This window comes from Streptomyces sp. NPDC058279 (assembly GCF_042881255.1).
Lineage (GTDB): Bacteria > Actinomycetota > Actinomycetes > Streptomycetales > Streptomycetaceae > Streptomyces.
Genome location: NZ_JBHVYA010000004.1, coordinates 42,024 through 67,083 on the forward strand (window position 1 = coordinate 42,024; position 25,060 = coordinate 67,083).

Below are 25,060 nucleotides of genomic sequence, written 5' to 3' on the forward strand. Positions count from 1 at the left end.
GAGAACGTAAAGAAATACTCAGGGTGCGCCGGGAAGTCTGGTCGGCAAAGAGCTTCGCCATGCCGTCCAACCGACCCGGAGGTCCCCCCGTGGCCGCGCCCAGCCCCACCGACCACCAGAGCCGCAAGCTGCTCGGCCGGCTCTCGCTGCCCGAGCGCCGCTACGTCGCCGACGCCCTGCGGACCGAAACCGTCGGTGGCGTGCTCCTCCTGGCGGCCGCGATCGCCGCACTCGTCTGGGCCAACATCCCCGCTCTCGCGAGCAGCTACGACAGCGTCCGGTCCTTCCATCTCGGCCCCGCCGCGCTCGGCCTCGACCTCTCCCTCCAGCACTGGGCGGCGGACGGCCTGCTCGCCGTCTTCTTCTTCGTCGCCGGCATCGAGCTCAAGCGCGAACTCGTCGCGGGTGACCTGCGCGACCCCAAGGCGGCCGCCCTCCCGGTGATCGCCGCGATCTGCGGCATGGCGATGCCCGCGCTGGTCTACGTACTGGTCAACCTGCTCGGGAACGGCTCGACGGACGGCTGGGCCGTCCCGACCGCCACCGACATCGCCTTCGCGCTCGCGGTCCTCGCCGTCATCGGCACCTCCCTCCCCTCGGCCCTGCGCGCCTTCCTGCTGACCCTCGCCGTCGTCGACGACCTGTTCGCGATTCTGATCATCGCGGTGTTCTTCACCAGCGACATCGACTTCCTGGCGCTCGGCGGCGCCGCGGTGGGGCTGGTGCTCTTCTGGTTCCTGCTCCGCGTCGGCGTCCGCGGCTGGTACGTCTACGTCCCGCTCGCCCTGGTGATCTGGGGCCTGATGTACAACAGCGGGGTCCACGCCACCATCGCCGGTGTCGCGATGGGCCTGATGCTGCGCTGCACCCGCAAGGAGGGCGAGAGCACCTCTCCCGGGGAGCACGTCGAACACCTCGTACGCCCTCTGTCCGCGGCCCTCGCCGTCCCCCTCTTCGCCCTGCTCTCCGCCGGCGTGTCGCTATCCGACGAGGCCATCACCCAGGTCTTCACCCGGCCGGAGACCCTCGGCGTGGTGCTCGGCCTGGTCGTCGGCAAGACGATCGGCATCTTCGGCGGGACCTGGATGGCGGCCCGCTTCACCAAGGCCGAACTGAACGAGGACCTCGCCTGGCCGGACGTCCTCGCGGTCGCCTCGCTCGCCGGCATCGGCTTCACGGTGTCCCTGCTCATCGGCGAACTCGCCTTCGCGGGCGACGAGACCCTCACCGACGAGGTCAAGGCGGCCGTGTTGATCGGCTCGCTCATCGCCGCGATCGTCGCGGGCGTGCTGCTCAAGCTCCGCGACCGCAAGTACCGGGCGCTGACGGAGGCCGAGGACCGCGACGAGGACCGCGACGGCATCCCGGACATCTACGAACTGGACAACCCCGAGTACCACCTGCGCATGGCACGGATTTACGAGGAGAAGGCGGCCGAACACCGCCGCCTCGCGGCAGCCGCCGCGACGCTCGCGAACGACGAAGCCGCGGCCGGGTCCAGCGCAGAGCGCGACCGTCCGGCATGATCTGACTGACGGAGGACAGCCGTCGACGACGGACGACGTAGGGAGAGAGCGATGAGCGCGTTGGACCAAGGGGCGCAAGGAGCCGAGCGCACACTCGGCCGGCTGGTCGCCTCGGCGACCGCGGAGATGTCCGCCCTGGTGCACGACGAGATCGCCCTCGCCAAGGCGGAACTGCGCCAGGACGTCAAGCGCGCGGGCATCGGCGGCGCCGCGATTTCCGTCGCGGGAGTGTTCGCACTCTTCTCCCTGCCGGTGTTGAGCTTCGCCGCGGCGTACGGGATCCACAACCTGGGGCTGGGGCTCGCCTGGTCCTTCCTCATCGTCGGCGGAGCGTTCCTGCTGCTCGCCGGCGTGCTCGCGCTGCTGGCCGTCTCGAAGTTCAAGAAGGTCAAGCCGCCGGAGCGGTCCATCGCCTCCGTCAAGCAGACGGCGGCGGTCATCGGCACCGTCAAGCCGCATCCCCGACCGGTCAGTGACACGGCTGTGGGTGTGGCACGCTCGTCCTCATGACAGCGCCCTCGCCGGCTTCCGGCACCCCGCCCACGGCCGCCTCGGCGGTACGGCTCGACATCCCCGGCGGGAAAGAGGTGACGCACCGGGACGTCGCCGCCAACGGCGCGCGGTTCCACGTCGCCGAGCTGGGTGACGGGCCGTTGGTGCTCCTGTTGCACGGCTTCCCGCAGTTCTGGTGGACCTGGCGGCACCAGCTGACCGCACTCGCCGACGCCGGTTACCGCGCCGTCGCGATGGACCTGCGCGGGGTGGGCGGCAGCGACCGCACACCGCGCGGCTACGACCCGGCGAACCTGGCGCTGGACATCACCGGTGTCATCCGGTCCCTCGGCGAGCCGGACGCCGCGCTCGTCGGGCACGACCTGGGCGGCTACCTCGCCTGGACGGCCGCCGTGATGCGGCCGAAGCTGGTCCGCCGGCTGGTGGTCTCCTCGATGCCGCACCCGCGCCGCTGGCGCGCGGCGATGCTCGCGGACTTCGGGCAGACCCGGGCGAGTTCGCACATCTGGGGCTTCCAGCGGCCGTTCGTCCCCGAACGGCAGCTCGTCGCCGACGACGGGGCGCTCGTGGGCCGACTGATCCGGGACTGGTCCGGTCCGGTGCCGCCCGACGACGCCGATGTCGAGGTGTACCGGCGCGCGATGTGCATCCCGTCCACCGCGCACTGCTCGATCGAGCCGTACCGCTGGATGATGCGCTCGATGGCCCGGCCCGACGGTCTCCAGTTCAACCGGCGCATGAAGCGACCGGTGCGGGTGCCGACGCTGCACCTGCACGGCTCGCTCGATCCGGTGATGCGTACGCGGAGCGCGGCGGGCAGCGGGCAGTACGTCGAAGCCCCGTACCGTTGGCGGCTGTTCGACGGGCTGGGGCACTTCCCGCACGAGGAGGACCCGGCGGCCTTCTCGGCGGAACTGGTGAACTGGCTCAAGGACCCCGAACCGGACCGCTGAGCGGACCACTGAGCGCGCCGTCGCGCGGGCGTTGTGCGGTTGTTGCGCGGGCGGACCCGACAGTCGGTCGATCATTCATACGACCGTGTGATGGTTGTTCAATTGCCCGGCGCATAGGCCAATTGGCCGCCGAGTACGGGATTACCGACCTTGGGGCCCGGGCACAGCTCGGAGTATGGGCTGGACGCACGACTACCGTGACACCGCATACGAACGCCGCTCGGCCACCGCGCCGGGCACCCACGAGGGGGAAGGCCGCGACGGCCACGACCCTCGACTCGGGATTCCGCGCATCCTGCGCCGCCGGGCCCGCTGGGTATCGGCCCGGCTGCGCCATCCGCGGATGTAGAACCCCCCAGGCCCCCGCGCTGCCGCCAGGACCGACACCCCTTACAGGGCGCAGCCCTGGCTGTCGACGCGCCGTTCGGCGGTCTTCCCACTCTTGATGTCCTCGCGGATCTCGTCCGCCGTCAGGGCGTAACCGGTGTTGGGGTCGTCCAGTGACTTGGCGAAGACGACCCCGTACACCTTGCCCTCGGGCGTCAGTAGCGGCCCGCCGGAGTTGCCCTGGCGAACCGTCGCGAACAGGGAGTACACGTCGCGTCGGACCGTGCCGCGGTGGTAGATGTCCGGGCCGTTGGCGTCGATCCGGCCGCGGACGCGCGCCGCACGGATGTCGTACGCGCCGTTCTCCGGGAAGCCGGCGACGATCGCGTCGCTGCCGCTCGCCGCGTCCTTCTCGGTGAACTCCAGCGCGGGCGCCTTCAGCTTGGGCACGTCCAGGACGGCGATGTCCCGCTCCCAGTCGTAGAGCACCACCTTGCCGTCGTAGAGCTTGCCTTCGCCGCCCACCTGCACGGTCGGCTCGGTGACCCCGCCGACGACGTGCGCGTTGGTCATCACCTTGCCGGGAGCGAACACGAAGCCCGTGCCCTCCAGCACCTTGCTGCAACTGGGGGCGGTGCCCACGACCTTCACGATCGAGCGCTTGGCCAGGTCGGCGACACCGCTGCGGGCGAGCGCCGGGTCGGGCGCCTTCACATCGGTGATCGGCTCGTTGGCGAACGGGGTGAAGACCTGCGGGAAACCGTTCCGCGTCAGGGTCGAACTGAAATCCGAGAACCAGGTGTTCGCCTGCGCCGGCATCACCCGCGACACGCCGAGCAGCACCTTGGAGTTGCGGACCTCCTTGCCCAGGGTGGGCAGCGAGGTCCCGGCGAGCGCGGAACCGATCAGCCAGGCCACCAGCAGCATCGCGACGACGTTCACCAGCGCCCCGCCCGTCGCGTCGATCGCGCGGGCCGGGGACCAGGTGATGTGCCGTCTGAGCCGGCTGCCCAGATGGGTGGTGAGGGCCTGGCCGATCGAGGCACAGATGATGATCACGACGACGGCGATCACCACGACGGTGGTGGACACCTGGGTGCCGTTGTCCGTGACCCGGTCCCAGATCAGAGGCAGCAGGGACACGGCGATGAGACCACCGCCCAGGAAGCCGATCACCGACAGGATGCCGACGACGAAGCCTTGGCGGTAGCCGACGATCGCGAACCACACGGCGGCGACCAGCAACAGGATGTCCAGCACGTTCACGTGGGCCACCGTCTCATGCGCGCCAGTCGATCGTGACCTCACGTGATCGGTCCCACTCGCGCTCCCACCCCGCGAAGTGCAGCAACCGGTCGATCACCCCGGCGGTGAAACCCCAGACCAGAGCCGATTCGACCGTGAAAGCCGGGCCCAGGTGACCGCTTGGATGTACGGCCGTCACGCGGTGCGCCGGATCCGCGAGATCCGCGACCGGCACCGTGAAGACCCGGGCCGTCTCCGCCGGGTCCACGGCGCCGACCGGGGTCGGTACCCGCCACCAGCCGAGCACCGGCGTCACGACGAACTCGCTGACCGGGATGTAGAGGCGGGGCAGCGCCCCGAAGAGCTGGACCCCGGCGGGGTCGAGGCCGGTCTCCTCCTCGGCCTCCCGCAGGGCGGCGCGCAGCGGGCCCGTGGTCTGCGGATCGCCGTCCTCGGGGTCGAGCGCGCCGCCCGGGAAGGACGGCTGGCCCGCGTGCGAGCGCAGGCTCCCCGCGCGTTCCTGGAGCAGCAGCTCCGGACCCCGGGGACCCTCGCCGAAGAGGATCAGCACCGCGGACTGGCGGCCCCGCCCGTCCTCGGGGGGCAGGAACCGGCTCAGCTGGTGGGGCCGTACCGTACGCACGGCCTCGACCACCGGATCCAACCAGCCGGGAAGCCCCCGGGTGCTCAGGGTCACGCCGTCGCGGGGGCCGACGTAGGACTCATGGCCCCGGACCCCCGACGCGCCCACCGGCGCGCCCGTCACGCTCTCGTCCCTCGTACCCCGCGTCATAGGCACCCCTGCTCCCCGCATCCGCATCCCATCCGCATCCGTGCTCCACCTCGGCGACCGTGACACCCGCTCAACGCGGGCCGGCGCCGGTTTCGTTCCTCCGCGAGCCACCCCGCGGCGCCCGCGACCGTACTCAGGGCGCCGGGGCGCCCAGCGGTGGCGCGGGCAGGCCCGGGTAGTCCGCCGGCGGGCTCAGCCGCTGGCCCGGTTGGCCGCCCTTCTCGTACTTGAGCAGCTTCCGCGCCTTGTCCGGGTCGGTCTCGCCCTCCCCGTACGACGGGCAGAGCGGGGCGATCGGGCAGGCACCGCAGGCGGGCTTGCGGGCGTGGCAGATCCGACGGCCGTGGAAGACGACGCGGTGCGAGAGCATCGTCCACTCGCTCTTGGGGAAGATCGCGCAGATCTCCTCCTCGACCTTCTCCGGGTCCTCCTGCTCGGTCCACTTGAAGCGGCGCACCAGCCGGCCGAAGTGGGTGTCGACCGTGATCCCCGGGACGCCGAAGGCGTTGCCGAGCACCACGTTGGCCGTCTTGCGGCCCACACCGGGCAGGGTCACCAGGTCCTCGATCCGGCCCGGCACCTCGCCGCCGAAGTTCGCGCACAGGGCCTGCGACAGGCCGAGGAGGGACCGCGACTTCGCCCGGAAGAAACCGGTCGGCCGGATCAGCTCCTCCAGGTCCTCCGGCGCCGCCGCCGCCATGGCCTCGGGCGTCGGGTAGGCGGCGAAGAGGGCGGGCGTCGTCTGGTTCACGCGCAGGTCGGTGGTCTGCGCGGAGAGGACGGTGGCGACCAGGAGCTCGAACGGGTTGCGGAAGTCCAGTTCCGGGTGGGCGTACGGGTACACCTCCGCCAGTTCCCGGTTGATCCGGCGGGCCCTGCGGATCATCGCGAGGCGGGATTCCGGCTTCGGGGCCCTGACGGGCTTCGCGGACGCGACCTTCGCCGGTACGGCCTTCGCGGGCGCGGCCTTCACCGCCTTGGCGGCCTTGGCCGTCTTCGCCGGTGTGCCCGGCTTCGCGGCCCGCCCGGGTGCTTGTTTCTTGGTCGAACCTTTGCCCTCAGGGCTCGGAGGAACCTCCGAGGGAGACGTTCCGGGGCCTTGTTCGCCCACGGCTGAATTCTGGGCCGCCGTCACTCCCGCGGACCCCATGGCCTGTGCTCTCACCGGCTTATTGGACACCCGGCCAGCCTAAGGCCGGCCGCCGACAGCCGCCCGGACCTCTGGTAACACCACCCCGATGGGGCTCTCGCCACACAGCACACCCGTACGTCCGGCATCCTTGTGATTGATCGCACTGTTTCAGCCGTCCGGCAAAATGGGGAGCGGTCCCCTGAGCCGGTCGACATAGGAGAGAGACTCGTGGACGACGTTCTGCGGCGCGCCCCGCTCTTCGCGGCGCTCGATGACGAGCAGGCCGCGGAGCTCCGCGCCTCCATGGGCGAGGTGACCCTCGCACGCGGTGACGCCCTGTTCCACGAGGGCGACCCCGGTGACCGGCTGTACGTCGTCACCGAGGGCAAGGTGAAGCTGCACCGCACATCCCCCGACGGCCGCGAGAACATGCTGGCCGTCCTCGGTCCCGGCGAGCTGATCGGCGAGCTGTCGCTGTTCGACCCGGGCCCGCGCACCGCCACCGCGACCGCGCTGACCGAGGTCAAGCTGCTGGGTCTGGGCCACGGCGACCTCCAGCCGTGGCTGAACGCCCGGCCCGAGGTCGCGACGGCGCTGCTGCGCGCCGTGGCGCGGCGCCTGCGCAAGACCAACGACCAGATGTCCGACTTGGTCTTCTCCGACGTTCCGGGCCGTGTGGCCCGGGCCCTCCTGGACCTGTCGCGCCGCTTCGGCGTGCAGTCGGAAGAGGGCATCCACGTCGTGCACGACCTCACGCAGGAGGAGCTGGCCCAGCTCGTCGGCGCCTCCCGCGAGACCGTGAACAAGGCGCTGGCCGACTTCGCCGGCCGCGGCTGGCTGCGGCTGGAGGCCCGTGCGGTGATCCTGCTCGACGTCGAGCGGCTGGCGAAGCGCTCGCGCTGACGCCACCCGCCACAGCCGGTGCGAAAGGGTCCTGCCCCCAGGGGGCGGGGCCCTTCCGTCGTTCGCCGTGCGCGGCGGGGCGGGGTCGTTGGCGGGATCACCGGCCGGACCGAGGCGTGACCCGCCCGGGGCCGAGGCGTGACCGGCCCGGGGCCGAGGCGTGACCGGCCCGGGACCTGGGCCGGGGGCGGAGCGGGGGCTCGGGTCCGGCCGGGTTCTGAGCGGCCCGGGGCAAGGGGGGTCGCTGGTGCTGTGGCCGGGAAGGTGTGCCGGATCGCGGTTCCCCCGGCTACCGCCGGGAGGTGCCCCCAGGTGCGGTGCATCGCAAGGCGGAGGGCCGCGGCTCGTACCGGAGGTACTTTGCGTGGTCCGACAACGCAGGGAGGTGCCGTGCCGGGCGCCGCGACCCGGTGGACCTTTCCGGTCACAGCGCTAGGACGCCGGCCGGTCCGTGAGGGCCTCGACCGCCTGCTTGGCCTCCGCGAGGCCGGAGCCGGTGGCGCGGCGGTGGGCGCGGATGGCCTCGATCGTGCGGCCGTCTCGGGCCAGGGCCCGTACCGCGTCCATCCCCGCCGGCTCGGGTTCCTCGATGCCGAAGTGGTCCAGCACCAGGCCCAGGCGGTGCTCCAGGCGGTCCGCCCGGCGTTCGAGGGCCTTCATCCGCAGGGTCACAGTCGAGGTGATCCACGCGGCCGTGGCGATCAGTGCGAGCAGCAGGAAGAGCGTGGTCATTCGGGTCCCCCCGGGATCAGTCCGTGATCTTGAAGGTACTCGAGCTGGGCCCGGACGGACCACTCCGCTATCGGCCAGAGTGAGCGGTCCACATCGGCGTAGACGTACGCCACCACCGCCTCGGGGGTGAGGAAACCGTTCTCCACCGCGGTCTCGACCTGGGCCAGCCGGTGGGCGCGGTGGGCCAGGTAGAACTCGACGGCCCCCTGCGCGTCGTCCAGGACCGGACCGTGGCCCGGGAGCACCGTGTGGACCCCGTCGTCGACCGTGAGGGAACGCAGCCGGCGCAGGGAGTCCAGGTAGTCGCCGAGCCGGCCGTCGGGGTGCGCGACGACCGTCGTACCGCGCCCGAGGATGGTGTCCCCGGTCAGGACGGCCCGGTCGGCGGGGAGGTGGAAGGAGAGCGAGTCGGAGGTGTGGCCGGGCGTCGCGACCACGCGCAGCTCCAGGCCGCCGACGTGGACGCCCTGGCCCGCCGACAGGCCCTCGTCGCCCAGCCGCAGCGCCGGGTCCAGGGCGCGCACCTTGGTGCCGGTGAGTTCGGCGAACCGGCCGGCGCCCTCCGCGTGGTCGGGGTGGCCGTGGGTGAGCAGGGTCAGGGCGACGCGCTTGCCGGCCTCCTCCGCGGTACGGATGACGGCCCGCAGGTGCCCCTCGTCCAGCGGGCCCGGGTCGATGACGACGGCCAGGTCGGAGTCGGGCTCGGAGACGAGCCAGGTATTGGTCCCGTCCAGGGTCATCGCGGAGGCGTTGGGGGCCAGGACGTTGACCGCGCGGGCGGTGGCGGGCCCGGAGGAGACCACTCCTCGGGGCTGCCCGGGCAGGGCTGCGGCGTCGGTCATGCGGTGGCACCTCCGGGGCGTCCGAGGCGGACGCGCTTGGTGAACTCATCGTGCCCCGGCCAGCTGAGCACCACATCCCCGCCCTCCAGGGCGGCCTGCGCGAGGACCGGGGTCAGGTCCTGGTCCACCGCTCCGGCCAAGGCGTGGGCGGCGCTCTCGTACGGCTCCAGGGAGCGCAGCGTGGAGATGGTGGGCGGCATCATCAGCAGCTCGCCCTTGTCGTAGCCGGCGGCCGCCTCCTCGGGGCGGATCCACACCGTCCGGTCGGCCTCGGTGGAGGCGTTGCGGGTGCGCTGACCCTCCGGGAGGGCGGCGACGAAGAACCAGGTGTCGTACCGGCGGGGCTCGAACGCGGGGGTGATCCAGCGGGCCCAGGCACCGAGCAGGTCCGAGCGCAGCAGGAGGCCGCGGCGGTCCAGGAACTCCGCGAACGACAGCTCCCGGGCGACGAGGGCCAGCCGGTCGGCCTCCCAGTCGTCACCGGTGGTGTCGCCGACGACGGTGTCGGGGGCTTCGCCGGCGAGCAGGACGCCGGCTTCCTCGAAGGTCTCCCGGACGGCTCCGCAGATGATGGCCTGGGCGGTACGGGGGTCCGTGCCGAGCCGGTCCGACCAGTCCGCGAGGCTCGGTCCGGCCCAGCCGATGCGGTGGTCCTCGTCGCGGGGATCGACCCCGCCGCCGGGGTAGGCGTAGGCGCCCCCGGCGAAGGCCATGGAGGTGCGGCGGCGCAACATGTGCACGGCGGGACCGGCGTCGGTGTCCCGCAGCAGCATCACGGTGGCCGCGCGTCTGGGTTCGACGGGGGTGAGGGAGCCGTCCGCGAGCGCGCGGATGCGGTCGGGCCACTCCGGGGGGTACCACTGGCCCCCGACCGGGGTGGCCTCCTGCGGGTGCGACTGCTGTTGTCCCTGCTCACCGTTGGGCATGGCCGGATGCTACGGCCATACGTGGCGATGTTCGAGGGGCACCCGCCCCGGAACGCCCGGCGCGGCTGCCCCGGGCGCCGGGCGGGGGCGCTCCCTCGGGAGCGGGCGCTACGAGTGCCCCTCGGCCGGAGCCCGAACCGGGGTTGCCGAGTAGGCGAGCGGCCGGGCTGCGCCCGGACCCCCGGAACTCCGCCGGGAGCCCGCGCCTCGGCGCCGGCGCACCCGGATATCCCGGGTGCGCGGTGCGCGGAACCCGTGGCCGGGGCCGCCGGGCGTTCGGAAGACCGAGACCGGCAGCCCCACGGGGTCGGAAGGCCGGGCCCGGGGGCGCGGCGGGGATCAGGCTCCGGCGACCAGTTCGACCTGGATCTCGACCTCGACCGGGGCGTCCAGCGGCAGCACCGCCACGCCGACCGCGCTGCGGGCGTGTACGCCGCGCTCACCGAGCACCTCGCCCAGCAGCTCGCTCGCACCGTTCAGCACGCCCGGCTGCCCGGTGAAGTCGGGGGCGGAGGCCACGAAGCCGACGACCTTCACGACCCGCGCGATCTTGTCCAGGTCGCCGATGACCGACTTGACGGCCGCCAGCGCGTTCAACGCGCAGGTCGCGGCCAGCTGCTTGGCCTGCTCCGCCGAGACCTCGGCGCCGACCTTGCCGGTGACCGGCAGGCTGCCCTTGACCATCGGGAGCTGTCCGGCGGTGTACACGTACGCGCCCGACCGCACGGCCGGCTGGTACGCGGCCAGCGGCGGCACCACGTCCGGCAGGGTCAGGCCGAGTTCGGCCAGCTTCGCCTCGACCGTCCCGCTCATGCGGACTTCTCCCGCTTCAGGTAGGCCACGAGCTGCTCGGGGTTGTTCGGCCCGGGCACGACCTGGACGAGCTCCCAGCCGTCCTCGCCCCAGGTGTCCAGGATCTGCTTGGTGGCGTGGACCAGCAGCGGGACCGTCGCGTATTCGAACTTCTTGGTCATGGGAGCGAGGGTAGTGCCTGTCGCGGGGGCCTCTCGCGCGGCCTCGTTCCCGGCCCGGAACACGAACCGTCCGGCCGACTCGTTAGGCTCGGACGCTGTGAGCAGGCTCCAGGTGGTCAGCGGCAAGGGCGGCACCGGCAAGACCACGGTCGCCGCCGCACTCGCGCTCGCCCTCGCGCGCGAGGGCAGACGGACTCTGTTGGTGGAGGTCGAGGGCAGGCAGGGCATCGCGCAACTCTTCGGGGCGGAGCCGCTCCCGTACGAGGAGCGGAAGATCGCCGTCGCGCCCGGCGGTGGCGGTGAGGTGTACGCGCTCGCCATCGACGCCGAACGCGCGCTGCTGGACTACCTCCAGATGTTCTACAAGCTCGGCTCGGCCGGCCGCGCGCTCAAGAAGCTCGGCGCGATCGACTTCGCGACGACCATCGCACCCGGCTTGCGCGACGTCCTGCTGACCGGCAAGGCGTGCGAGGCGGTCCGGCGCAAGGACAAGGCCGGCCGGTACGTCTACGACCACGTGGTCATGGACGCCCCGCCGACCGGGCGGATCACCCGCTTCCTGAACGTGAACGACGAGGTGGCCGGGCTGGCCAGGTTCGGGCCGATCCACAACCAGGCGCAGGCCGTCATGAAGGTCCTCAAGTCGCCGGAGACGGCCGTCCACCTGGTCACCCTGCTGGAGGAGATGCCGGTCCAGGAGACGGCGGACGGGATCGCCGAACTGGAGGCGGCCGGGCTTCCCGTGGGCCGGGTCGTCGTCAACATGGTCCGACCGCACCACCTGGACGAGGAATCCCTGGGCGCGGCGGCCGGCGAGCGCCGCGCCGACGTGGCGAAGGCCCTGTCCCGCGCGGGCCTGGGCGGGGCGCGCCGGGGCGGTCTGGCCGAGCGGCTGGTGGACCCGCTGCTCGCGCAGGCCGCCGAACACACGAGCCGGGTACGGCTGGAGCGCGAGCAACGGACGGTACTGGAGGGGCTGGACGTGCCGACGTACGAACTACCCCTGCTCGGCGGCTCGGGCATGGACCTGGCCGGGCTGTACGAGCTGGCGACGGAACTGCGCAAGCAGGCGGTCGACGCATGACCGAGCGCGACACGGCGGCGGAGGAGCGGACGGCCGCATCGCCCATGACCGAATCGCCCACGACCGAGAAGCTGGTGGCTGACGAGATGGGCCTGGACACTCCGCCCGTGCTGGCGGTCGACGCCCTGCTGGACGACCCGGACACCCGGATCATCGTGTGCTGCGGGTCCGGCGGAGTCGGCAAGACGACCACCGCGGCGGCTCTCGGCGTACGGGCGGCGGAACGCGGCCGGAAGGTGGTCGTGCTGACCATCGACCCGGCGCGCCGGCTGGCCCAGTCGATGGGGATCGCCTCGCTGGACAACACGCCGCGCAAGGTCGCCGGCGTTTCGGGCGACGGCGGTGAACTGCACGCCATGATGCTCGACATGAAGCGCACCTTCGACGAGATCGTCGAGGCGCACGCGGAGGGCGAGCGGGCCCGGGCCATCCTGGCGAACCCCTTCTACCAGTCCCTGTCGGCCGGTTTCGCGGGCACGCAGGAGTACATGGCGATGGAGAAGCTGGGCCAGTTGCGGGCCCGGGACGACTGGGACCTGATCGTGGTCGACACCCCGCCGAGCCGGTCCGCGCTGGACTTCCTCGACGCGCCGAAGCGGCTCGGGTCGTTCCTGGACGGGAAGTTCATCCGGGTGCTGATGGCCCCGGCGAAGGTCGGCGGCCGGGCCGGCATGAAGTTCCTCAACGTCGGCATGTCGTTGATGACCGGCACGCTGAGCAAGCTGATGGGCGCTTCGCTGCTGAAAGACGTACAGACCTTCGTGGCGGCGATGGACACGATGTTCGGCGGCTTCCGCACCCGCGCGGACGCGACCTTCCGGCTGCTCCAGGCCCCGGGCACGGCCTTCCTCGTGGTCGCCGCGCCCGAGCCGGACGCCCTGCGCGAGGCGGCGTACTTCGTCGAGCGGTTGGCGGCGGAACGGATGCCGCTGGCCGGCCTGGTACTGAACCGGGTCCACGGCAGTGAGGCCGAACAGCTCTCCGCGGAAAGGGCGTTGGCCGCCGCAGAGAATCTTGAGGACGCCGGCATTGTGGATCAGGAGTCCGGGAAAGCTGGACTTCGTGACTCGGACGCGGACACCGGCACTCCCGAGACGTGCTCCCCCGGCGCCGTCGACGCCGACGTGGACGAGATCACCGCGGGACTGCTGCGTCTGCATGCCGAGCGGATGCAGGTGATCGCGCGCGAACAGCGCACGCGTGACCGCTTCACCTCACTGCACCCCGAGGTGGCGGTGGCCGAGGTGGCCGCCCTGCCCGGCGATGTGCACGACCTCGCCGGGCTACGGGCCATCGGAGAGCGACTCGCGACCGGGGTTCCGGCCGGAGCGTAGGCGTTCGTACGTGCGGCTGGGGCGGTTTACCCGGCTGCCGCGTAGGTCTCGTACGGAACGTCGATCTCCGCGTCGACATCCATGGTGAGGATGCCCGTACTGCGCTCGTACTCCGTGCGGGCGGTTTCGAGCAGCCGTCGCCACGAGGTGACGGTGGGACGCCGGCGCAGCAACGCGCGACGCTCCCGCTCGGTCATTCCGCCCCATACTCCGAACTCGACACGGTTGTCGAGCGCGTCGGCCAGGCACTCGGTCCGCACCGGACATCCGGTGCACACCGCCTTGGCCCTGTTCTGTGCCGCTCCTTGAACGAACAGTTCATCCGGATCGGTAGTGCGGCAGGCTGCCTGCGCACTCCAGTCGGTAACCCAGCCCATCCCGGCGCCGTCCTCTCCCGAATCGAGGCTCCCCCACGGCGGTAGCGGCATATTCACCGCTGCCAGTTGAGGACGTTACGGAAGGCGAGCACAGCGCAACACCCCCGACGGGCCCAATCTTGAATGGTCCGAACGGACTATGGGTAAGCGGCAGATCACCCGACGGAGTGATCGGACGACATGCCCGACCATTCCGGCGATCCGGGTGAAATCGGGGAATCATCACCGGGCGCCGTCCGAGCGAACGGCGGGATTCGGACATCAGTCCACCGCATTCGGCAAGGGTGAAAATCAAGCCGAGGGGTTGATGTCGCGCCGCACTGCTGTGACAGTTGGGGCCAGCTTAGGCCAAGGCATTCGCGCGTGTCCGGTGAATGAGAACGTAGGCTGCCCTCCATGGGAAAGAAGCGCTCGGGCGGCGGGCTCACGGGGCCGCAACAGGCCGCCAAGTTCCTCGGGGTGTCGGTCCTCTCCGGAGTCGTACTGGCCGGCATCGCGATCCCGGGCGCCGGCGCCCTGGGCCTCGCCGCCAAGGGGACGGTCGAGGGATTCGACGAGATCCCGGCCAATCTCAAGACACCTCCGTTGAGCCAGCGCACCACGATTCTGGACGCCGAGGGTGGCCTGATCGCCACGGTCTATTCGCGCGACCGCCAGGTCGTCCCGCTGACGGCCATCTCCCCGTACATGCAGAAGGCGATCGTCGCCATCGAGGACTCGCGTTTCTACGAGCACGGCGCGGTCGACCTCAAGGGCATCCTGCGCGCGGTCAACCGCAACGCGCAGGAGGGCGGCGCCGCCCAGGGCGCGTCCACGCTGACGCAGCAGTACGTGAAGAACGTCTTCGTCGAGGAAGCCGGTGACGACGAGTCGAAGGTGCGCGAGGCGCAGGAGAAGAGCCTCGGGCGAAAGATCCGCGAGCTGAAGTACTCGATCCAGGTCGAGGAGGAACTCGGGAAGAAGAAGATCCTCGAGAACTACCTCAACATCACCTACTTCGGCCAGCAGGCGTACGGAATCGAATCCGCCTCCCAGCGCTACTTCAGCAAACCCGCCAAGGACCTGACCCTGGAGGAGTCCGCGCTGCTGGCCGGCGTGGTGCAGTCGCCGACCCGCTTCGACCCGGTCAACGACTCGCAGGAGGCGATGAAGCGCCGCAACGTCGTCCTCCAGCGGATGGCCGACATGAAGGACATCTCGCAGGCGGAGGCCGACGAGGCGAAGCAGAAGCCGGTCACGCTGAAGGTGACCCGACCCAAGAACGGCTGCATCACCGCCGTGAAGGGCGCCGGTTTCTTCTGTGACTACGTGCGCAACACGTTCCTGACCGACCCGGTGTTCGGCAAGACCCGCGAGGAGCGCGCCAAGCTCTGGAACCGCGGCGGTCTGACGGTCCGTACGACGCTCGACCCGCAGTCGCAGGACTCGGTCAACGAGTCCATCAAGGAACACGTCCACCAGGACGACAAGGTCGCAACGGCCGTCACGCTCGTCCAGCCCGGCACCGGCCGGGTGCTCGGGATGGGCCAGTCCAAGCCGTACGGCTTCGGCAAGGACGAGACGCAGATCAACTACTCCGTGGACAAGCGGATGGGCGGCTCGAACTTCGGCTTCCCGACCGGCTCCACCTTCAAGCCGTTCGTCGCGGCCGCGGCCATCGAGCAGGGCATGCCGCCGACCAAGATGTACGCCTCCCCGCACGACATGGAGTACCCGAGCGGCGTGCAGACCTGCGGCGACAAGCCCTGGGTCAACGACAGCAAGCCCAAGGACCGGGTGGAGAACGAGTCGGAGTCCGAGGTCGGCCCGTACGGGATGAGGGAGGCGATGGCCAAGTCGGTCAACACCTACTTCGTCGAGATGATCAGTGACATCGGGCTCTGCCCGGTCACCGAGATGACCACGAAGCTCGGCGTCGTCCCGGCCGACGGCGCCAAGCTGCCGGAGGTGCCCGCCATCGCGCTCGGCACCCAGGGCATGTCCCCGCTGACCATGGCCAACGCCTACGCGACCTTCGCCAACCGGGGTGTCCGCTGCACCCCGATCGCCATCGAGTCGATCACCGACGCGCACGGCAAGGCGCTCTCCGTCCCGAAGTCGCAGTGCGAGCGGGTGATGTCGGAGAAGACCGCCGACACCATCAACACGCTGCTGCTCGGCGTGGTCGACTCCGGTACCGGTGCCCAGGCGGGTCTCACCGACCGGCAGAGCGCGGGCAAGACGGGTACGACCGAGAACCGCTACAACGCCTGGTTCGTCGGGTACACCCCGAACATGTCCGGCGCGACGTGGGTCGGCTCGGCGGGCCTCAAGCAGGTGTCGATGGAGAACATCACCATCGGCGGCGAGTTCTACGACAAGGTCTACGGTGGCGGGCTGCCCGGCCCGATCTGGAAGCAGGCGGTGACGGGCGCGCTGGCGGGCCGGGAGAACCAGAGCTTCCAGACGGTGTTCGTCGGGGACACCGCCTCCCCGTCCGGGGGCGCCCGCGGCAACCAGCCGACGCAGCCGAGCAACCCCGCCCCGGCCAAGCCGCGGAAGCCGGGCAAGCCCGGCCGTGACGGCAAGCCGGGCGACGGCGATCCCGGGGCGACGGTCGCCGGGGCCACCGGGGGCGGCCTTCCCACCGACCCCTTCCCCGGCGTCCCCATCCCGCCGGGCGTGATCGGCGGCGGCGGCGACGTCCAGTAGCCCGCGCGGGGAGCCCGCGTAGAGAGGGAGAGGCCCCCGCCGGATTCCGGCGAGGGCCTCTTTTCCGTATCCAGGACCCCCAATCCCGGCTCCTTGGAGCGGGACCGGGACCTGTCGACCTAGACGAGCCGCTGCTTGACGGCGGCGGCGACGCGGCCGCCGTCCGCCAGGCCGGCGACCTTCGGGTTCACGATCTTCATGACGGCGCCCATCGCGCGCGGCCCCTCGGCCCCCGCCGCCTTCGCCTCGGCGACGGCCTGCGCGACGATCTCGCCGAGCTCCTCGTCCGTGAGCTGCTTGGGCAGGTACTTGTCGAGGAACTCGCCCTCCGCGAGCTCCCGCGCGGCCGACTCGGCGCGACCACCCTGGCTGAACGCCTCCGCGGCCTCGCGGCGCTTCTTCGCCTCCTTGGCGATCACCTTGAGGACTTCGTCGTCGGACAGCACCCGTGCTTCCTTGCCCGCGACCTCCTCCTTGGTGATGGCGGCGAGGGTCAGTCGCAGCGTGGACGAGCTGAGCTCGTCGCGCGCCTTGATGGCAGCGGTGAGGTCTTCCTGGAGCTTGGCCTTGAGCGTGGTCATGCACCGAGTCTGCCAGGTGCGGCGGCGTCGGCGCCCGCCGGTTTTCCGCCGGGGGGACGCGGGGTGCGACGATGGGGTCATGCGCGCGCGTTACGGAGTACCCCTGAAGGTCGGTGCCGGGATCGCGGCGGTGGGGGCCGCTGGTGTGGCCTACGCGGCCGGATTCGAGGCACGGTCGTTCCGGCTGCGCCGGGTGACGGTTCCCGTCCTCCCCACCGGCATGCGACCCCTGCGGATACTGCAGGTGTCGGACATCCACATGGTGGGCGGGCAGCGCAAGAAGCGCGCCTGGCTCCAGTCGCTCGCCGGGCTGCGCCCGGACTTCGTGGTGAACACGGGCGACAACCTGTCCGACACCGAGGGCGTGCCGGAGGTGCTGGACGCCCTCGGGCCGCTGATGTCGTTCCCCGGCGTGTACGTCTTCGGCTCGAACGACTACTACGGGCCGCGGCTGCGCAATCCCGGGCGCTATCTGATCGAGAAGGCCCAGGGCAGGCACGGGTTGAACGGCAACAAGCCGGTTGTCGGCGCCGTCCACAACCCGTGGGAGGAGCTGCGCGACGCCTTCGACGCGGCCGGCTGGCTGAACCTGACCAACACGCGGGCCCGGATGAAGCTGGACGGACTGGAGATCGCCTTCACCGGTCTGGACGACCCGCACATCAAGCGGGACCGCTACGCGATGGTCGCGGGCGGCCCGGACGCGGACGCCGACTTCTCGATGGCGGTGGTCCACGCCCCGTACCTGCGCGTCCTCGAAGCGTTCACCGCCGACCGCTACCCGCTGATCCTGGCCGGCCACACGCACGGCGGGCAGCTGTGCGTCCCGTTCTACGGGGCGCTGGTGACCAACTGCGACCTCGACACCGACCGGGTCAAGGGCCTGTCCACGCACACGGCGAACGGCAACCGCGCCTACCTCCACGTCTCGGCCGGCTGCGGCACCAACCGCTTCACCCCGGTCCGCTTCGCCTGCCCGCCGGAGGCCACCCTGCTGACGCTGACCGCGCGGCAAGCCGGCTGACCATCGCGCGGGGCACCCCGCGGGCCCGGGCGCCCCGCGAAAACCGGATTTCGTCTCCGGCCGACGGTCCGCTAAAGTAATCGATGTCGCCAGGACAGCACACGCTGCACAGGCGGCGATCGGGGTGTAGCGCAGCTTGGCAGCGCGCTTCGTTCGGGACGAAGAGGTCGTGGGTTCAAATCCCGCCACCCCGACTTCGTAAGCAGACAAGGGCTTGATCCGCATCGCGGGTCAAGCCCTTCCTGCGTCTCCGCTTCTTCTTCGCGCGCCCGGTCGTCGGTGGGGTGCGCCCGAGCCCGAGGTTCGTGTCGTCCTTGTCTTCCTCAGCCGTCTCCGTGTGCTCGCGCCTGCCCGGTCTCCTTCGGCCGGGGTGGCGGCCCGTCCGGATGTCGCCGACGGTGCTGCGGACCGAGGTGCTCGGCGGGCTCGTGGTCGCGCTGGCGCTGGTTCCCGAGGCGATCTCCTTCTCGATCATCGCCGGGGTCGACCCGGCCGTCGGCCTGTTCGCCTCGTTCACCATGGCGGTGGTGATCTCGATCGTCGGCGGCCGGCCGGCGATGATCTCGGCCGCGACGGGCGCCGTCGCGCTCGTGATCGCACCGCTCAACCGCGAGCACGGCTTCGGCTATCTGATCGCCGCGGTGATCCTGGCCGGTGTCTTCCAGATCGTGCTCGGCGCGCTCGGGGTGGCGAAGCTGATCCGTTTCATACCGCGTTCGGTGATGGTCGGCTTCGTCAACTCCCTCGCCATCCTCGTCTTCATGGCGCAGGTCCCACAGGTGCGTGACGTGCCGTGGGCCGTGTATCCGCTGGTCGCCGGCGGGCTCGCGCTGATGGTGTTCTTCCCGAGGGTCACCAAGGTGGTCCCGGCCCCGCTGGTGTCCATCGTCATCCTCACGGCGATCACCGTCGCCGCCGGCATCGCGGTGCCCACCGTCGGGGACATGGGCGCGCTGCCCACCTCCCTGCCGGTCCCGGGGCTGCCGGACGTGCCGTTCACCCTGGACACCCTGACGCTCGTTGCCCCGTACGCGCTCGCCATGGCGGTGGTCGGGCTGATGGAGTCGCTGATGACGGCGAAGCTGGTCGACGAGATCACCGACACCCGCTCCGACAAGACGCGCGAGTGCGTCGGCCAGGGCGTCGCGAACATCGTCACCGGCTTCCTCGGCGGTATGGGCGGCTGCGCGATGATCGGCCAGACCATGATCAACGTGAAGGTGTCCGGCGCCCGCACCCGGCTGTCGACCTTTCTCGCCGGCGTCTTCCTGATGGTCCTCTGCGTCCTGTGCGGGCCCGTCGTGTCCCGGATCCCGATGGCCGCGCTGGTCGCCGTCATGGTGATGGTCTGTTTCGCGACCTTCGACTGGCACTCGGTGGCCCCGAGGACCCTCAAACGGATGCCGGCGGGCGAGATCACCGTCATGGTGCTCACCGTCGCCTGTGTCGTCGCCACCCACAACCTCGCGGTCGGCGTCGTCGCCGGGTCGATCACCGCGATGGTCATCTTCGCCAAACGCGTCGCGCACCTGGCCACCGTCACGTCCGTGACGGACCCCGACGGCGGGGAGGTCGTCTACCGCGTGGCGGGCCAGCTCTTCTTCGCCTCCTCCAACGACCTCGTGGGGCGGTTCGACTACGCCGGAGACCCGGAGCGGGTCGTCATCGACCTGTCGTCCGCCCACATCTGGGACGCCTCGTCCGTCGCCGCCCTCGACGCCGTGGAGGTCAAGTACCGACAGCGCGGCAAGACCGTGGAGATCACCGGTCTGAACGAGCGCAGCGCGCGGCTGCACGGGACGCTCAGCGGCGAACTGTCGGCGGGTCACTGACGCCGCCGCCCGCCGCGATCCCCGTCGCGCCCGCCGCTGATCGGCCGGGGCGGCTCAGGTCGTCGGTGCGGCTCAGGTCGTCGGGTCGGCGAGGGCGGCGAGTTCCGCGCGGGTCAGGGCGAGCAGGTCGGGCGAGGGGTGGTCGGGGTCCACGCCGCGGGCGCGGGCGAGTTCGGTGAGATGGGTGAGGACCGTTTCGACCGAGGGGAAGGGGCCGGGCGGGCGCAGGAGCCAGACGCGGCCGCGTGGGCGGGGAGGGAGGCCCAGGGCGGCGATGACCTCGGCGGCCTCGGCTTCGAGGAGGTCGAGGTCCGGTCCCGCGAGCGGGGCGCACTCCACCTCCACGACGTGGCCGTGCCCGTCCAGGCGGGTTTCGACCGCCCAGCGGGTGCCGCGGTCCGGGACCCAGGTGCGGGCGGTTGGGGGCCATACGTACGGGAGGAAGATCCAGGCGTACGTCTCAGGCGCGGGCTCCCAGCCGAGCGCCTCCAGCTCCCGCACCTCGGGCAGCCGGTCGGGTTCCTGCTCGCTGTGGCCCGAGCGGCGTTCCGCGAGGGGGTGCGGCGGGCCGCTCTCGTCCCAGGACATGCGGGCACGCTATCCGACGCGAGAGGGGATCGGGGTGACCTCCGGGAGGCGTCGCGCGGACGGCATGTGGACGACGTCCACATGCCTTTGTAGGCTGCTCGGAAGTAGACGCCGTCCACATCACCGCCCACGCCAGGGGGCAACGCCTCACATGTCGGCACCCGACACCGGGCCGCCCCGGCCGGAAGCACCGCGGAAACGCAGCACCTACCGGCACGGCAACCTCCGCAACGCCCTCCTCGACGCGGCCCTCGAACTCGCGCGCGGGGGCGGCCCCGACGCCGTGTCGCTCCGCGAGGTGACCCGGCGCGCCGGGGTCTCGCCCAACGCCGCCTACCGGCACTTCGCCGACCGAGGGGCCCTGGTCCGCGCCCTGTCGCAGGCAGCCATGGCGCGGGTGGCCCTCGCGATGGAGGCCGAGCTCGACGGCCTGCCGGCCGCCGAGGACCCCGTCGCCCGCGCCCGGGCCCGCTTCCGCGCCGTGGGCACGGGGTACGTCCGCTTCGCCGTCACGGAGCCGGGTTGGTTCCGTACGGCCTTCCACGTCCCCGCAGACATGACCTACGCCACCGACGCCACGGCCGCCGGGGTCGCCGGGCCGACCCCGTTCGAGCTGCTCGGAGCCACGCTGGACGCCCTCGTGGAGACGGGCGCCCTGCCGGCCGAGCGCCGGCCCGGGGCGGAGCTCCTCGCCTGGTCGGCGGTCCACGGGCTGGCGGTCCTGGTCATCGACGGACCGCTGCGCGGGGTGACGCCGGAGCAGGCGCACGCCGCCGGCCAGGACGTGATCGCCATGATCGAGCGGGGGATCTGAGTCCCGGCCGGACTCAGCCGCGGTGGTCCAGCGGGTTCGCCGCGATCCGGGCCGCCGCGCCGCCCGCGACGTAGGCCGCCGCCGCGCAGTCGGGCTTGCGCACCGCCTGGTCCTCGACCAGCGTCAGGAACGCCTTGCCGAAGTCGAGCCGCGGATACTCCGCGAGGAGGTCGGCGAGGAACGACTCGGGGAACTCGCCCACCCGCAGCCCCGACACGTCCGCGCTCGTCCCGACCTGGAGGAGGTGGCTCTCCACGTCCCGGGCGGCCGTGACGTCGTCCCGCATGTGCAGGACGATCACTTCCTCCGCCCGCGCCCGCCGGGCGACGGGCCAGCCCAACCCCGCCGTCAGGACGCGCGCGACATGGCCGCCCGCCTCCTCGAACGGCAGCGTGTGGCTGTCGAACGGGGCGGTCAGGCCCAGGTCGTGCAGCAGCGCGCCGACGTAGAACAGCTCGGCGTCGTAGGTCAGGTCGTGCTGCCGCGCGTACCACGCACCGAAGGCGTACGAGCGGATCGAATGGTTCAGCAGGGTCGCGTCCGCGTACTCGGACGCGATCTCCAGCGCGGCGCGCCCTGCATCGGTGTCAAAGGTCCAGGTCATGAGCGCAGCGTAGGGCCCCGGCATCGAACTCCCTTACTACTTCCGGGTGAAGTCCACTTCCGCCGGCCCCTCCTCCCCCGGCCAGGACAGCAGCCGCGTCACCGCGGGCGGGCTCTCGGCGAGGACGCTGCCGCGCGCGACGACGTACCGGGGGCGGACCTGGCGGCGGATCGCCTCCTGCGGCGACTCGGCCGGGAGCAGCAGGAACGAGGCCGCGGCGCCCGGCGCGATGCCGTACTCCGCCTCGGACAGGCCGAGCACCCGCGCCGCGCGGTCCGTCACCATCGAGAACGCCACCGGGATCTCGTCGGCGCCCGTCAACTGGGCCGCGTACAGGCCCACCAGGGCGGTCTGCAGCGGGTTGGCGGTCCCGAGGGCGTTCCACGGGTCCATCACGTCGTCGTGGCCGAAGGCCACGTTCACGCCCGCCGCCAGCATCTCCTTGACCTGGGTGAGGCCGCGCCGCTTGGGGTAGCCGTCGAAGCGGCCCTGGAGGTTGAGGTTGGCGAAGGGGTTCGCGACGAGGTTGATCCCGGAACGCGACAGCAGCCGTTGCAGTTTGAAGCTGTACCCGCCGCCGTAGGAACCCATCGCCGTCGTGTGGGAGGCCGTCGCGCGCTCCCGCAGGCCCGAGCGCAGCGCGAGCGTGGCCAGCACCTCCACGAACCGGGACTGCTCGTCGTCGATCTCGTCGCAGTGCGCGTCGACGCGCAGCCCGTGCTCCTCGGCCAGCGCGAAGGCGGTCGCCAGCGAGGCGATCCCGTCCTCCCGGGTGTCCTCGAAGTGCGGGATCGCGCCGACCACGTCCGCGCCGCGCCGGACCGCCTCGCGCAGCAGCGCCGCGCCGTCCGGGAAGGAGACGATGCCCTCCTGCGGGAAGGCCACGATCTGGAGCGTCAGCACGTCCCGCACCCGGTCGCGGACCTCCAGCAGCGCGTCCAGCGCGGTCAGCGCCGGATCGGTGACGTCGCAGTGGGTGCGCACGTGCAGCACGCCCTGGGCCGCCTGCCAGCGCAGCACCTCCGTGGCGCGGGCGATCACGTCCTCGCGGGTCAGGGTCTTCTTGCGCTCGCTCCAGCAGGCGATGCCCTCCCAGAGGGTGCCGGACGCGTTGGGCCGCGGCTCGCCGGCGGTCAGGGCGGTGTCCAGGTGGATGTGCGGTTCGACGAAGGGGGGCGTGAGCAGCCCGCCGTGCGCCTCGATCAGCACACCGGTCGCCGGTGGTTCCTTCTGATCGTCGTACGGGACGACCCGTGCGATCCGTCCGTCCTCGGACACCTCCACGTCGGACAGGCCGTGTGCGTTCAGCAGCCGGGCGCCCCGGACGATCATCCGCATGAGGCCAGCGTAGGGGCGCTCGCGTGCGCCGGCCACGATGCGCCCGTTCGGCCTACTCGGCATCCCGGCGCCCGGTACGGCAAGGTGGGGCCATGACCAGCGACACCGATGTGACCTGCGCACCGTCCCCCGAGATGCCCGATTGGGAGAAGCGCTTCCGGGCCCCGCGCGTCGGGCTCCCCGAATGGGCCGAGGACGCCCCGGACCGCTCGCTCTTCGTCTCCAACGTGACGGGGACCTACGAGCTGTACGCGTGGGATCGCGCCACCGGCGCCCGGCGGCAGGCCACGGACCGCCCCAACGGCACCACCGACGGCACCCTCTCCCCCGACGGCGAGTGGATCTGGTGGTTCTCCGACACCGACGGCGACGAGTTCGGCACCTGGGTGCGCCAGCCCTTCGCGGGCGGCCCCGACGAGCCGGCCACCCCCGGCCTCGAGCCCTCGTACCCGGCCGGCCTGGCCATCGGCCGGGACGGCACGGCCGTCGTGGGCCGTTCCACGGACGAGGAGGGCACCACCCTCCACGTCGTGCGGCCCGGCGGGGGCGAGCCGACCCTGATCTACCGGCACCGCGAATCGGCGGGCGTCGGCGACCTGTCCCGGGACGGCACCCTGATCGCGATCGAGCACACCGAGCACGGGGACGCGATGCACTCGTCGGTGCGGGTGGTCACCCTCGACGGCGCCACCGTCGCCGAGCTGGACGACTCCGCGGGCGGCAGCAAGGAGCTGGGCCTCGGCGTGCTCGGCTTCGCACCGGTCGCGGGCGACACCCGGCTGCTCGTCGCGCACCAGCGGCGCGGTCGCTGGGAGCCGATGGTGTGGGACGTGGCGACCGGCACCGAGGAGGAGTTGGCGATCGACCTGCCGGGCGACGTGGGCGCCGAGTGGTACCCGGACGGGTCCGCGCTGCTGATCCACCACGGGTTCGAGGCGCGCAGCGAGCTGTGGCGGTACGACCTGGCGGCACGGGAACTCGTCCGCGTGGACACCCCGCCGGGGTCGGTCTCGGGGGCGACGGCCCGGCCGGACGGGACGGTGGAGTACCAGTGGTCCTCGGCCGCCGAGCCGGCGACGATCCGGTCCACCGCGGGCGGGATCGTGCTCGACCCGCCCGGTTTCCGGCCGCCGGGCTCGGTCCCGGTGGAGGACGTGTGGGTGGAGGGCCCGGGCGGGCGCGTCCACGCGCTGGCGCAGCGGCCCGTCGGCCACGGCGACGGGCCCTTCCCGACGGTCTTCGAGATCCACGGCGGCCCCACCTGGCACGACAGCGACGCCTTCGCCGCCACCCCGGCGGCCTGGCTCGACCACGGCTTCGCGGTGGTGCGGGTCAACTACCGCGGCTCGACCGGGTACGGGCGGGAGTGGACCGACGCGCTCAAGCACCGGGTCGGGCTGATCGAGCTGGAGGACATCGCGGCGGTCCGCGAGTGGGCCGTCGACTCCGGCCTCGCCGACCCGGCCCGGCTCGTGCTGTCGGGCGGCTCGTGGGGCGGGTACCTGACCCTGCTGGGCCTGGGCACGCAGCCGGACGCCTGGGCGGTGGGCCTGGCCGCCGTACCCGTGGCGGACTACGTGACGGCCTACCACGACGAGATGGAGGCCCTGAAGTCCCTGGACCGCACCCTCTTCGGCGGCACGCCCGAGGAGGTCCCCGAGCGGTTCGAGGCGTCCTCGCCGCTGACCTACGTGGACGCGGTGACGGCGCCCGTCCACATCGCGGCGGGCGTGAACGACCCGCGCTGCCCGATCCGGCAGATCGACAACTACGTGGAGCGGCTCGCGGCGCGCGGGGCGGTGCACGAGGTGTACCGGTACGACGCCGGGCACGGCTCGCTCGTGGTGGAGGAGCGGATCAAGCAGGTCCGGATGGATCTGGAGTTCGCCCTCAAGCACCTTCCCGCCTGACCCGACACCGGTGATCC

25 protein-coding genes and 1 tRNA gene are annotated in these 25,060 nt (G+C 71.8%); 13 read left to right on the forward strand and 13 right to left on the reverse strand.

Annotated elements, in window-relative coordinates; genetic code table 11:
* The first annotated feature begins 89 nt into the window (after positions 1-89).
* From nhaA to ACFVXJ_RS09905, 4 genes are all read left to right on the forward strand, one after another.
* A complete protein-coding gene (gene nhaA / locus ACFVXJ_RS09890; RefSeq protein WP_389661089.1) occupies positions 90-1,526 on the forward strand; it encodes a Na+/H+ antiporter NhaA in 1,437 nt (478 codons plus the stop codon).
* 51 nt (positions 1,527-1,577) lie between these two features.
* Positions 1,578-2,036, forward strand: coding sequence for a phage holin family protein (locus ACFVXJ_RS09895; protein WP_389661091.1), 459 nt, complete (start codon positions 1,578-1,580; stop codon positions 2,034-2,036).
* A complete protein-coding gene (locus ACFVXJ_RS09900; RefSeq protein ID WP_389661093.1) occupies positions 2,033-2,992 on the forward strand; it encodes an alpha/beta fold hydrolase in 960 nt (319 codons plus the stop codon). Before ACFVXJ_RS09895 ends, ACFVXJ_RS09900 begins: the two co-directional genes overlap by 4 nt.
* Before the next feature lie 175 nt (positions 2,993-3,167).
* Positions 3,168-3,341 carry a hypothetical protein gene (locus ACFVXJ_RS09905; protein ID WP_361317862.1) on the forward strand — a complete coding sequence of 58 codons (174 nt, stop codon included), beginning with the start codon at positions 3,168-3,170 and terminating at the stop codon, positions 3,339-3,341.
* 41 nt (positions 3,342-3,382) lie between these two features.
* Here ACFVXJ_RS09905 and ACFVXJ_RS09910 read toward each other — a convergent pair whose 3' ends face one another.
* From ACFVXJ_RS09910 to nth, 3 genes are all read right to left on the reverse strand, one after another.
* On the reverse strand, positions 3,383-4,585 hold the full coding sequence (locus tag ACFVXJ_RS09910; protein ID WP_389661095.1) for a MarP family serine protease: 1,203 nt from the start codon (positions 4,583-4,585) through the stop codon (positions 3,383-3,385).
* Positions 4,586-4,598: 13 nt separating this feature from the next.
* Positions 4,599-5,357, reverse strand: a complete 759-nt coding sequence (locus tag ACFVXJ_RS09915) for an NUDIX hydrolase (protein WP_389661097.1) — start codon at positions 5,355-5,357, stop codon at positions 4,599-4,601.
* A gap of 133 nt (positions 5,358-5,490) precedes the next feature.
* On the reverse strand, positions 5,491-6,492 hold the full coding sequence (nth, locus tag ACFVXJ_RS09920) for an endonuclease III (RefSeq protein ID WP_389661562.1): 1,002 nt from the start codon (positions 6,490-6,492) through the stop codon (positions 5,491-5,493).
* Between the two features lie 225 nt (positions 6,493-6,717).
* On the opposite strand from nth, the gene ACFVXJ_RS09925 reads away from it, so the two are divergent.
* Positions 6,718-7,392, forward strand: coding sequence for a Crp/Fnr family transcriptional regulator (locus tag ACFVXJ_RS09925; RefSeq protein ID WP_003981529.1), 675 nt, complete (start codon positions 6,718-6,720; stop codon positions 7,390-7,392).
* Positions 7,393-7,824: 432 nt separating this feature from the next.
* Here the strand turns inward: ACFVXJ_RS09925 and ACFVXJ_RS09930 are convergent, their stop codons facing one another.
* From ACFVXJ_RS09930 to ACFVXJ_RS09950, 5 genes are all read right to left on the reverse strand, one after another.
* Positions 7,825-8,124, reverse strand: coding sequence for a hypothetical protein (locus ACFVXJ_RS09930; protein ID WP_389661099.1), 300 nt, complete (start codon positions 8,122-8,124; stop codon positions 7,825-7,827).
* The gene (locus tag ACFVXJ_RS09935; protein WP_389661101.1) at positions 8,121-8,966 is read right to left on the reverse strand and encodes an MBL fold metallo-hydrolase; all 846 of its coding nucleotides are present in this window, start codon (positions 8,964-8,966) and stop codon (positions 8,121-8,123) included. Before ACFVXJ_RS09935 ends, ACFVXJ_RS09930 begins: the two co-directional genes overlap by 4 nt.
* The gene (locus tag ACFVXJ_RS09940; protein WP_389661103.1) at positions 8,963-9,892 is read right to left on the reverse strand and encodes an NUDIX hydrolase; all 930 of its coding nucleotides are present in this window, start codon (positions 9,890-9,892) and stop codon (positions 8,963-8,965) included. The genes ACFVXJ_RS09935 and ACFVXJ_RS09940 overlap by 4 nt, the downstream gene beginning before the upstream one ends.
* Positions 9,893-10,231: 339 nt before the next feature.
* A complete protein-coding gene (locus ACFVXJ_RS09945; protein ID WP_389661105.1) occupies positions 10,232-10,705 on the reverse strand; it encodes a RidA family protein in 474 nt (157 codons plus the stop codon).
* Positions 10,702-10,866, reverse strand: coding sequence for a DUF4177 domain-containing protein (locus ACFVXJ_RS09950; protein WP_107089134.1), 165 nt, complete (start codon positions 10,864-10,866; stop codon positions 10,702-10,704). The genes ACFVXJ_RS09945 and ACFVXJ_RS09950 overlap by 4 nt, the downstream gene beginning before the upstream one ends.
* A gap of 97 nt (positions 10,867-10,963) precedes the next feature.
* On the opposite strand from ACFVXJ_RS09950, the gene ACFVXJ_RS09955 reads away from it, so the two are divergent.
* Together ACFVXJ_RS09955 and ACFVXJ_RS09960 are read left to right on the forward strand one after the other, a co-directional pair.
* Positions 10,964-11,950 (forward strand): ArsA-related P-loop ATPase, encoded by a 987-nt coding sequence (locus ACFVXJ_RS09955; RefSeq protein WP_389661107.1) that lies wholly within the window; start codon positions 10,964-10,966, stop codon positions 11,948-11,950.
* A gap of 86 nt (positions 11,951-12,036) precedes the next feature.
* Positions 12,037-13,284, forward strand: a complete 1,248-nt coding sequence (locus ACFVXJ_RS09960; RefSeq protein WP_389661563.1) for an ArsA family ATPase — start codon at positions 12,037-12,039, stop codon at positions 13,282-13,284.
* Between the two features lie 26 nt (positions 13,285-13,310).
* On the opposite strand, the gene ACFVXJ_RS09965 is transcribed toward ACFVXJ_RS09960, so the two are convergent.
* Positions 13,311-13,661, reverse strand: a complete 351-nt coding sequence (locus ACFVXJ_RS09965; RefSeq protein ID WP_053676911.1) for a WhiB family transcriptional regulator — start codon at positions 13,659-13,661, stop codon at positions 13,311-13,313.
* A gap of 396 nt (positions 13,662-14,057) precedes the next feature.
* Here ACFVXJ_RS09965 and ACFVXJ_RS09970 point away from each other — a divergent pair, with 396 nt between their 5' ends.
* Positions 14,058-16,352 (forward strand): transglycosylase domain-containing protein, encoded by a 2,295-nt coding sequence (locus tag ACFVXJ_RS09970; protein WP_389661109.1) that lies wholly within the window; start codon positions 14,058-14,060, stop codon positions 16,350-16,352.
* A 119-nt stretch (positions 16,353-16,471) separates the two neighbouring features.
* Here ACFVXJ_RS09970 and ACFVXJ_RS09975 read toward each other — a convergent pair whose 3' ends face one another.
* Positions 16,472-16,933 (reverse strand): GatB/YqeY domain-containing protein, encoded by a 462-nt coding sequence (locus ACFVXJ_RS09975; protein ID WP_389661111.1) that lies wholly within the window; start codon positions 16,931-16,933, stop codon positions 16,472-16,474.
* A 79-nt stretch (positions 16,934-17,012) separates the two neighbouring features.
* Between ACFVXJ_RS09975 and ACFVXJ_RS09980 the strand changes: the two genes are divergently transcribed.
* The 3 genes from ACFVXJ_RS09980 to ACFVXJ_RS09990 all read left to right on the forward strand — a co-directional run bounded on the left by ACFVXJ_RS09980 (position 17,013) and on the right by ACFVXJ_RS09990 (position 19,789).
* Entirely contained in the window at positions 17,013-17,957 is a 945-nt protein-coding gene (locus ACFVXJ_RS09980) for a metallophosphoesterase (protein WP_389661113.1), read from the forward strand.
* Between the two features lie 120 nt (positions 17,958-18,077).
* Positions 18,078-18,151, forward strand: a tRNA-Pro gene (locus ACFVXJ_RS09985).
* 192 nt (positions 18,152-18,343) lie between these two features.
* Positions 18,344-19,789, forward strand: a complete 1,446-nt coding sequence (locus tag ACFVXJ_RS09990; RefSeq protein ID WP_389661115.1) for a SulP family inorganic anion transporter — start codon at positions 18,344-18,346, stop codon at positions 19,787-19,789.
* Between the two features lie 72 nt (positions 19,790-19,861).
* Here ACFVXJ_RS09990 and ACFVXJ_RS09995 read toward each other — a convergent pair whose 3' ends face one another.
* Complete coding sequence (locus ACFVXJ_RS09995; RefSeq protein ID WP_389661117.1) at positions 19,862-20,377, reverse strand: DUF5956 family protein; 516 nt, start codon at positions 20,375-20,377, stop codon at positions 19,862-19,864.
* Positions 20,378-20,528: 151 nt separating this feature from the next.
* Between ACFVXJ_RS09995 and ACFVXJ_RS10000 the strand changes: the two genes are divergently transcribed.
* A complete protein-coding gene (locus ACFVXJ_RS10000) occupies positions 20,529-21,191 on the forward strand; it encodes a TetR/AcrR family transcriptional regulator (RefSeq protein ID WP_389661119.1) in 663 nt (220 codons plus the stop codon).
* Positions 21,192-21,204: 13 nt separating this feature from the next.
* On the opposite strand, the gene ACFVXJ_RS10005 is transcribed toward ACFVXJ_RS10000, so the two are convergent.
* On the reverse strand, positions 21,205-21,795 hold the full coding sequence (locus tag ACFVXJ_RS10005) for an HD domain-containing protein (RefSeq protein ID WP_389661121.1): 591 nt from the start codon (positions 21,793-21,795) through the stop codon (positions 21,205-21,207).
* Positions 21,796-21,831: 36 nt separating this feature from the next.
* Positions 21,832-23,133 carry a cytosine deaminase gene (codA, locus tag ACFVXJ_RS10010; RefSeq protein WP_389661123.1) on the reverse strand — a complete coding sequence of 434 codons (1,302 nt, stop codon included), beginning with the start codon at positions 23,131-23,133 and terminating at the stop codon, positions 21,832-21,834.
* Positions 23,134-23,225: 92 nt separating this feature from the next.
* Between codA and ACFVXJ_RS10015 the strand changes: the two genes are divergently transcribed.
* Positions 23,226-25,043: a prolyl oligopeptidase family serine peptidase gene (locus tag ACFVXJ_RS10015; protein WP_389661125.1), complete on the forward strand. Its 1,818-nt coding sequence runs from the start codon at positions 23,226-23,228 to the stop codon at positions 25,041-25,043.
* Positions 25,044-25,060 lie beyond the last annotated feature (17 nt).

Coding starts and splice junctions, on each gene's coding strand:
- ACFVXJ_RS09895 (WP_389661091.1), top strand. CDS start 1,578: ATGAGCGCGTTGGACCAAGGGGCGCAAGGAGCCGAGCGCACACTCGGC.
- ACFVXJ_RS09900 (WP_389661093.1), top strand. CDS start 2,033: ATGACAGCGCCCTCGCCGGCTTCCGGCACCCCGCCCACGGCCGCCTCG.
- ACFVXJ_RS09905 (WP_361317862.1), top strand. CDS start 3,168: ATGGGCTGGACGCACGACTACCGTGACACCGCATACGAACGCCGCTCG.
- ACFVXJ_RS09915 (WP_389661097.1), bottom strand. CDS start 5,357: ATGACGCGGGGTACGAGGGACGAGAGCGTGACGGGCGCGCCGGTGGGC.
- ACFVXJ_RS09930 (WP_389661099.1), bottom strand. CDS start 8,124: ATGACCACGCTCTTCCTGCTGCTCGCACTGATCGCCACGGCCGCGTGG.
- ACFVXJ_RS09935 (WP_389661101.1), bottom strand. CDS start 8,966: ATGACCGACGCCGCAGCCCTGCCCGGGCAGCCCCGAGGAGTGGTCTCC.
- ACFVXJ_RS09940 (WP_389661103.1), bottom strand. CDS start 9,892: ATGCCCAACGGTGAGCAGGGACAACAGCAGTCGCACCCGCAGGAGGCC.
- ACFVXJ_RS09945 (WP_389661105.1), bottom strand. CDS start 10,705: ATGAGCGGGACGGTCGAGGCGAAGCTGGCCGAACTCGGCCTGACCCTG.
- ACFVXJ_RS09950 (WP_107089134.1), bottom strand. CDS start 10,866: ATGACCAAGAAGTTCGAATACGCGACGGTCCCGCTGCTGGTCCACGCC.
- ACFVXJ_RS09960 (WP_389661563.1), top strand. CDS start 12,037: ATGGGCCTGGACACTCCGCCCGTGCTGGCGGTCGACGCCCTGCTGGAC.
- ACFVXJ_RS09965 (WP_053676911.1), bottom strand. CDS start 13,661: ATGGGCTGGGTTACCGACTGGAGTGCGCAGGCAGCCTGCCGCACTACC.
- ACFVXJ_RS09970 (WP_389661109.1), top strand. CDS start 14,058: ATGGGAAAGAAGCGCTCGGGCGGCGGGCTCACGGGGCCGCAACAGGCC.
- ACFVXJ_RS09975 (WP_389661111.1), bottom strand. CDS start 16,933: ATGACCACGCTCAAGGCCAAGCTCCAGGAAGACCTCACCGCTGCCATC.
- ACFVXJ_RS09980 (WP_389661113.1), top strand. CDS start 17,013: ATGCGCGCGCGTTACGGAGTACCCCTGAAGGTCGGTGCCGGGATCGCG.
- ACFVXJ_RS09990 (WP_389661115.1), top strand. CDS start 18,344: ATGTCGCCGACGGTGCTGCGGACCGAGGTGCTCGGCGGGCTCGTGGTC.
- ACFVXJ_RS09995 (WP_389661117.1), bottom strand. CDS start 20,377: ATGTCCTGGGACGAGAGCGGCCCGCCGCACCCCCTCGCGGAACGCCGC.
- ACFVXJ_RS10000 (WP_389661119.1), top strand. CDS start 20,529: ATGTCGGCACCCGACACCGGGCCGCCCCGGCCGGAAGCACCGCGGAAA.
- ACFVXJ_RS10005 (WP_389661121.1), bottom strand. CDS start 21,795: ATGACCTGGACCTTTGACACCGATGCAGGGCGCGCCGCGCTGGAGATC.
- codA (WP_389661123.1), bottom strand. CDS start 23,133: ATGCGGATGATCGTCCGGGGCGCCCGGCTGCTGAACGCACACGGCCTG.
- ACFVXJ_RS10015 (WP_389661125.1), top strand. CDS start 23,226: ATGACCAGCGACACCGATGTGACCTGCGCACCGTCCCCCGAGATGCCC.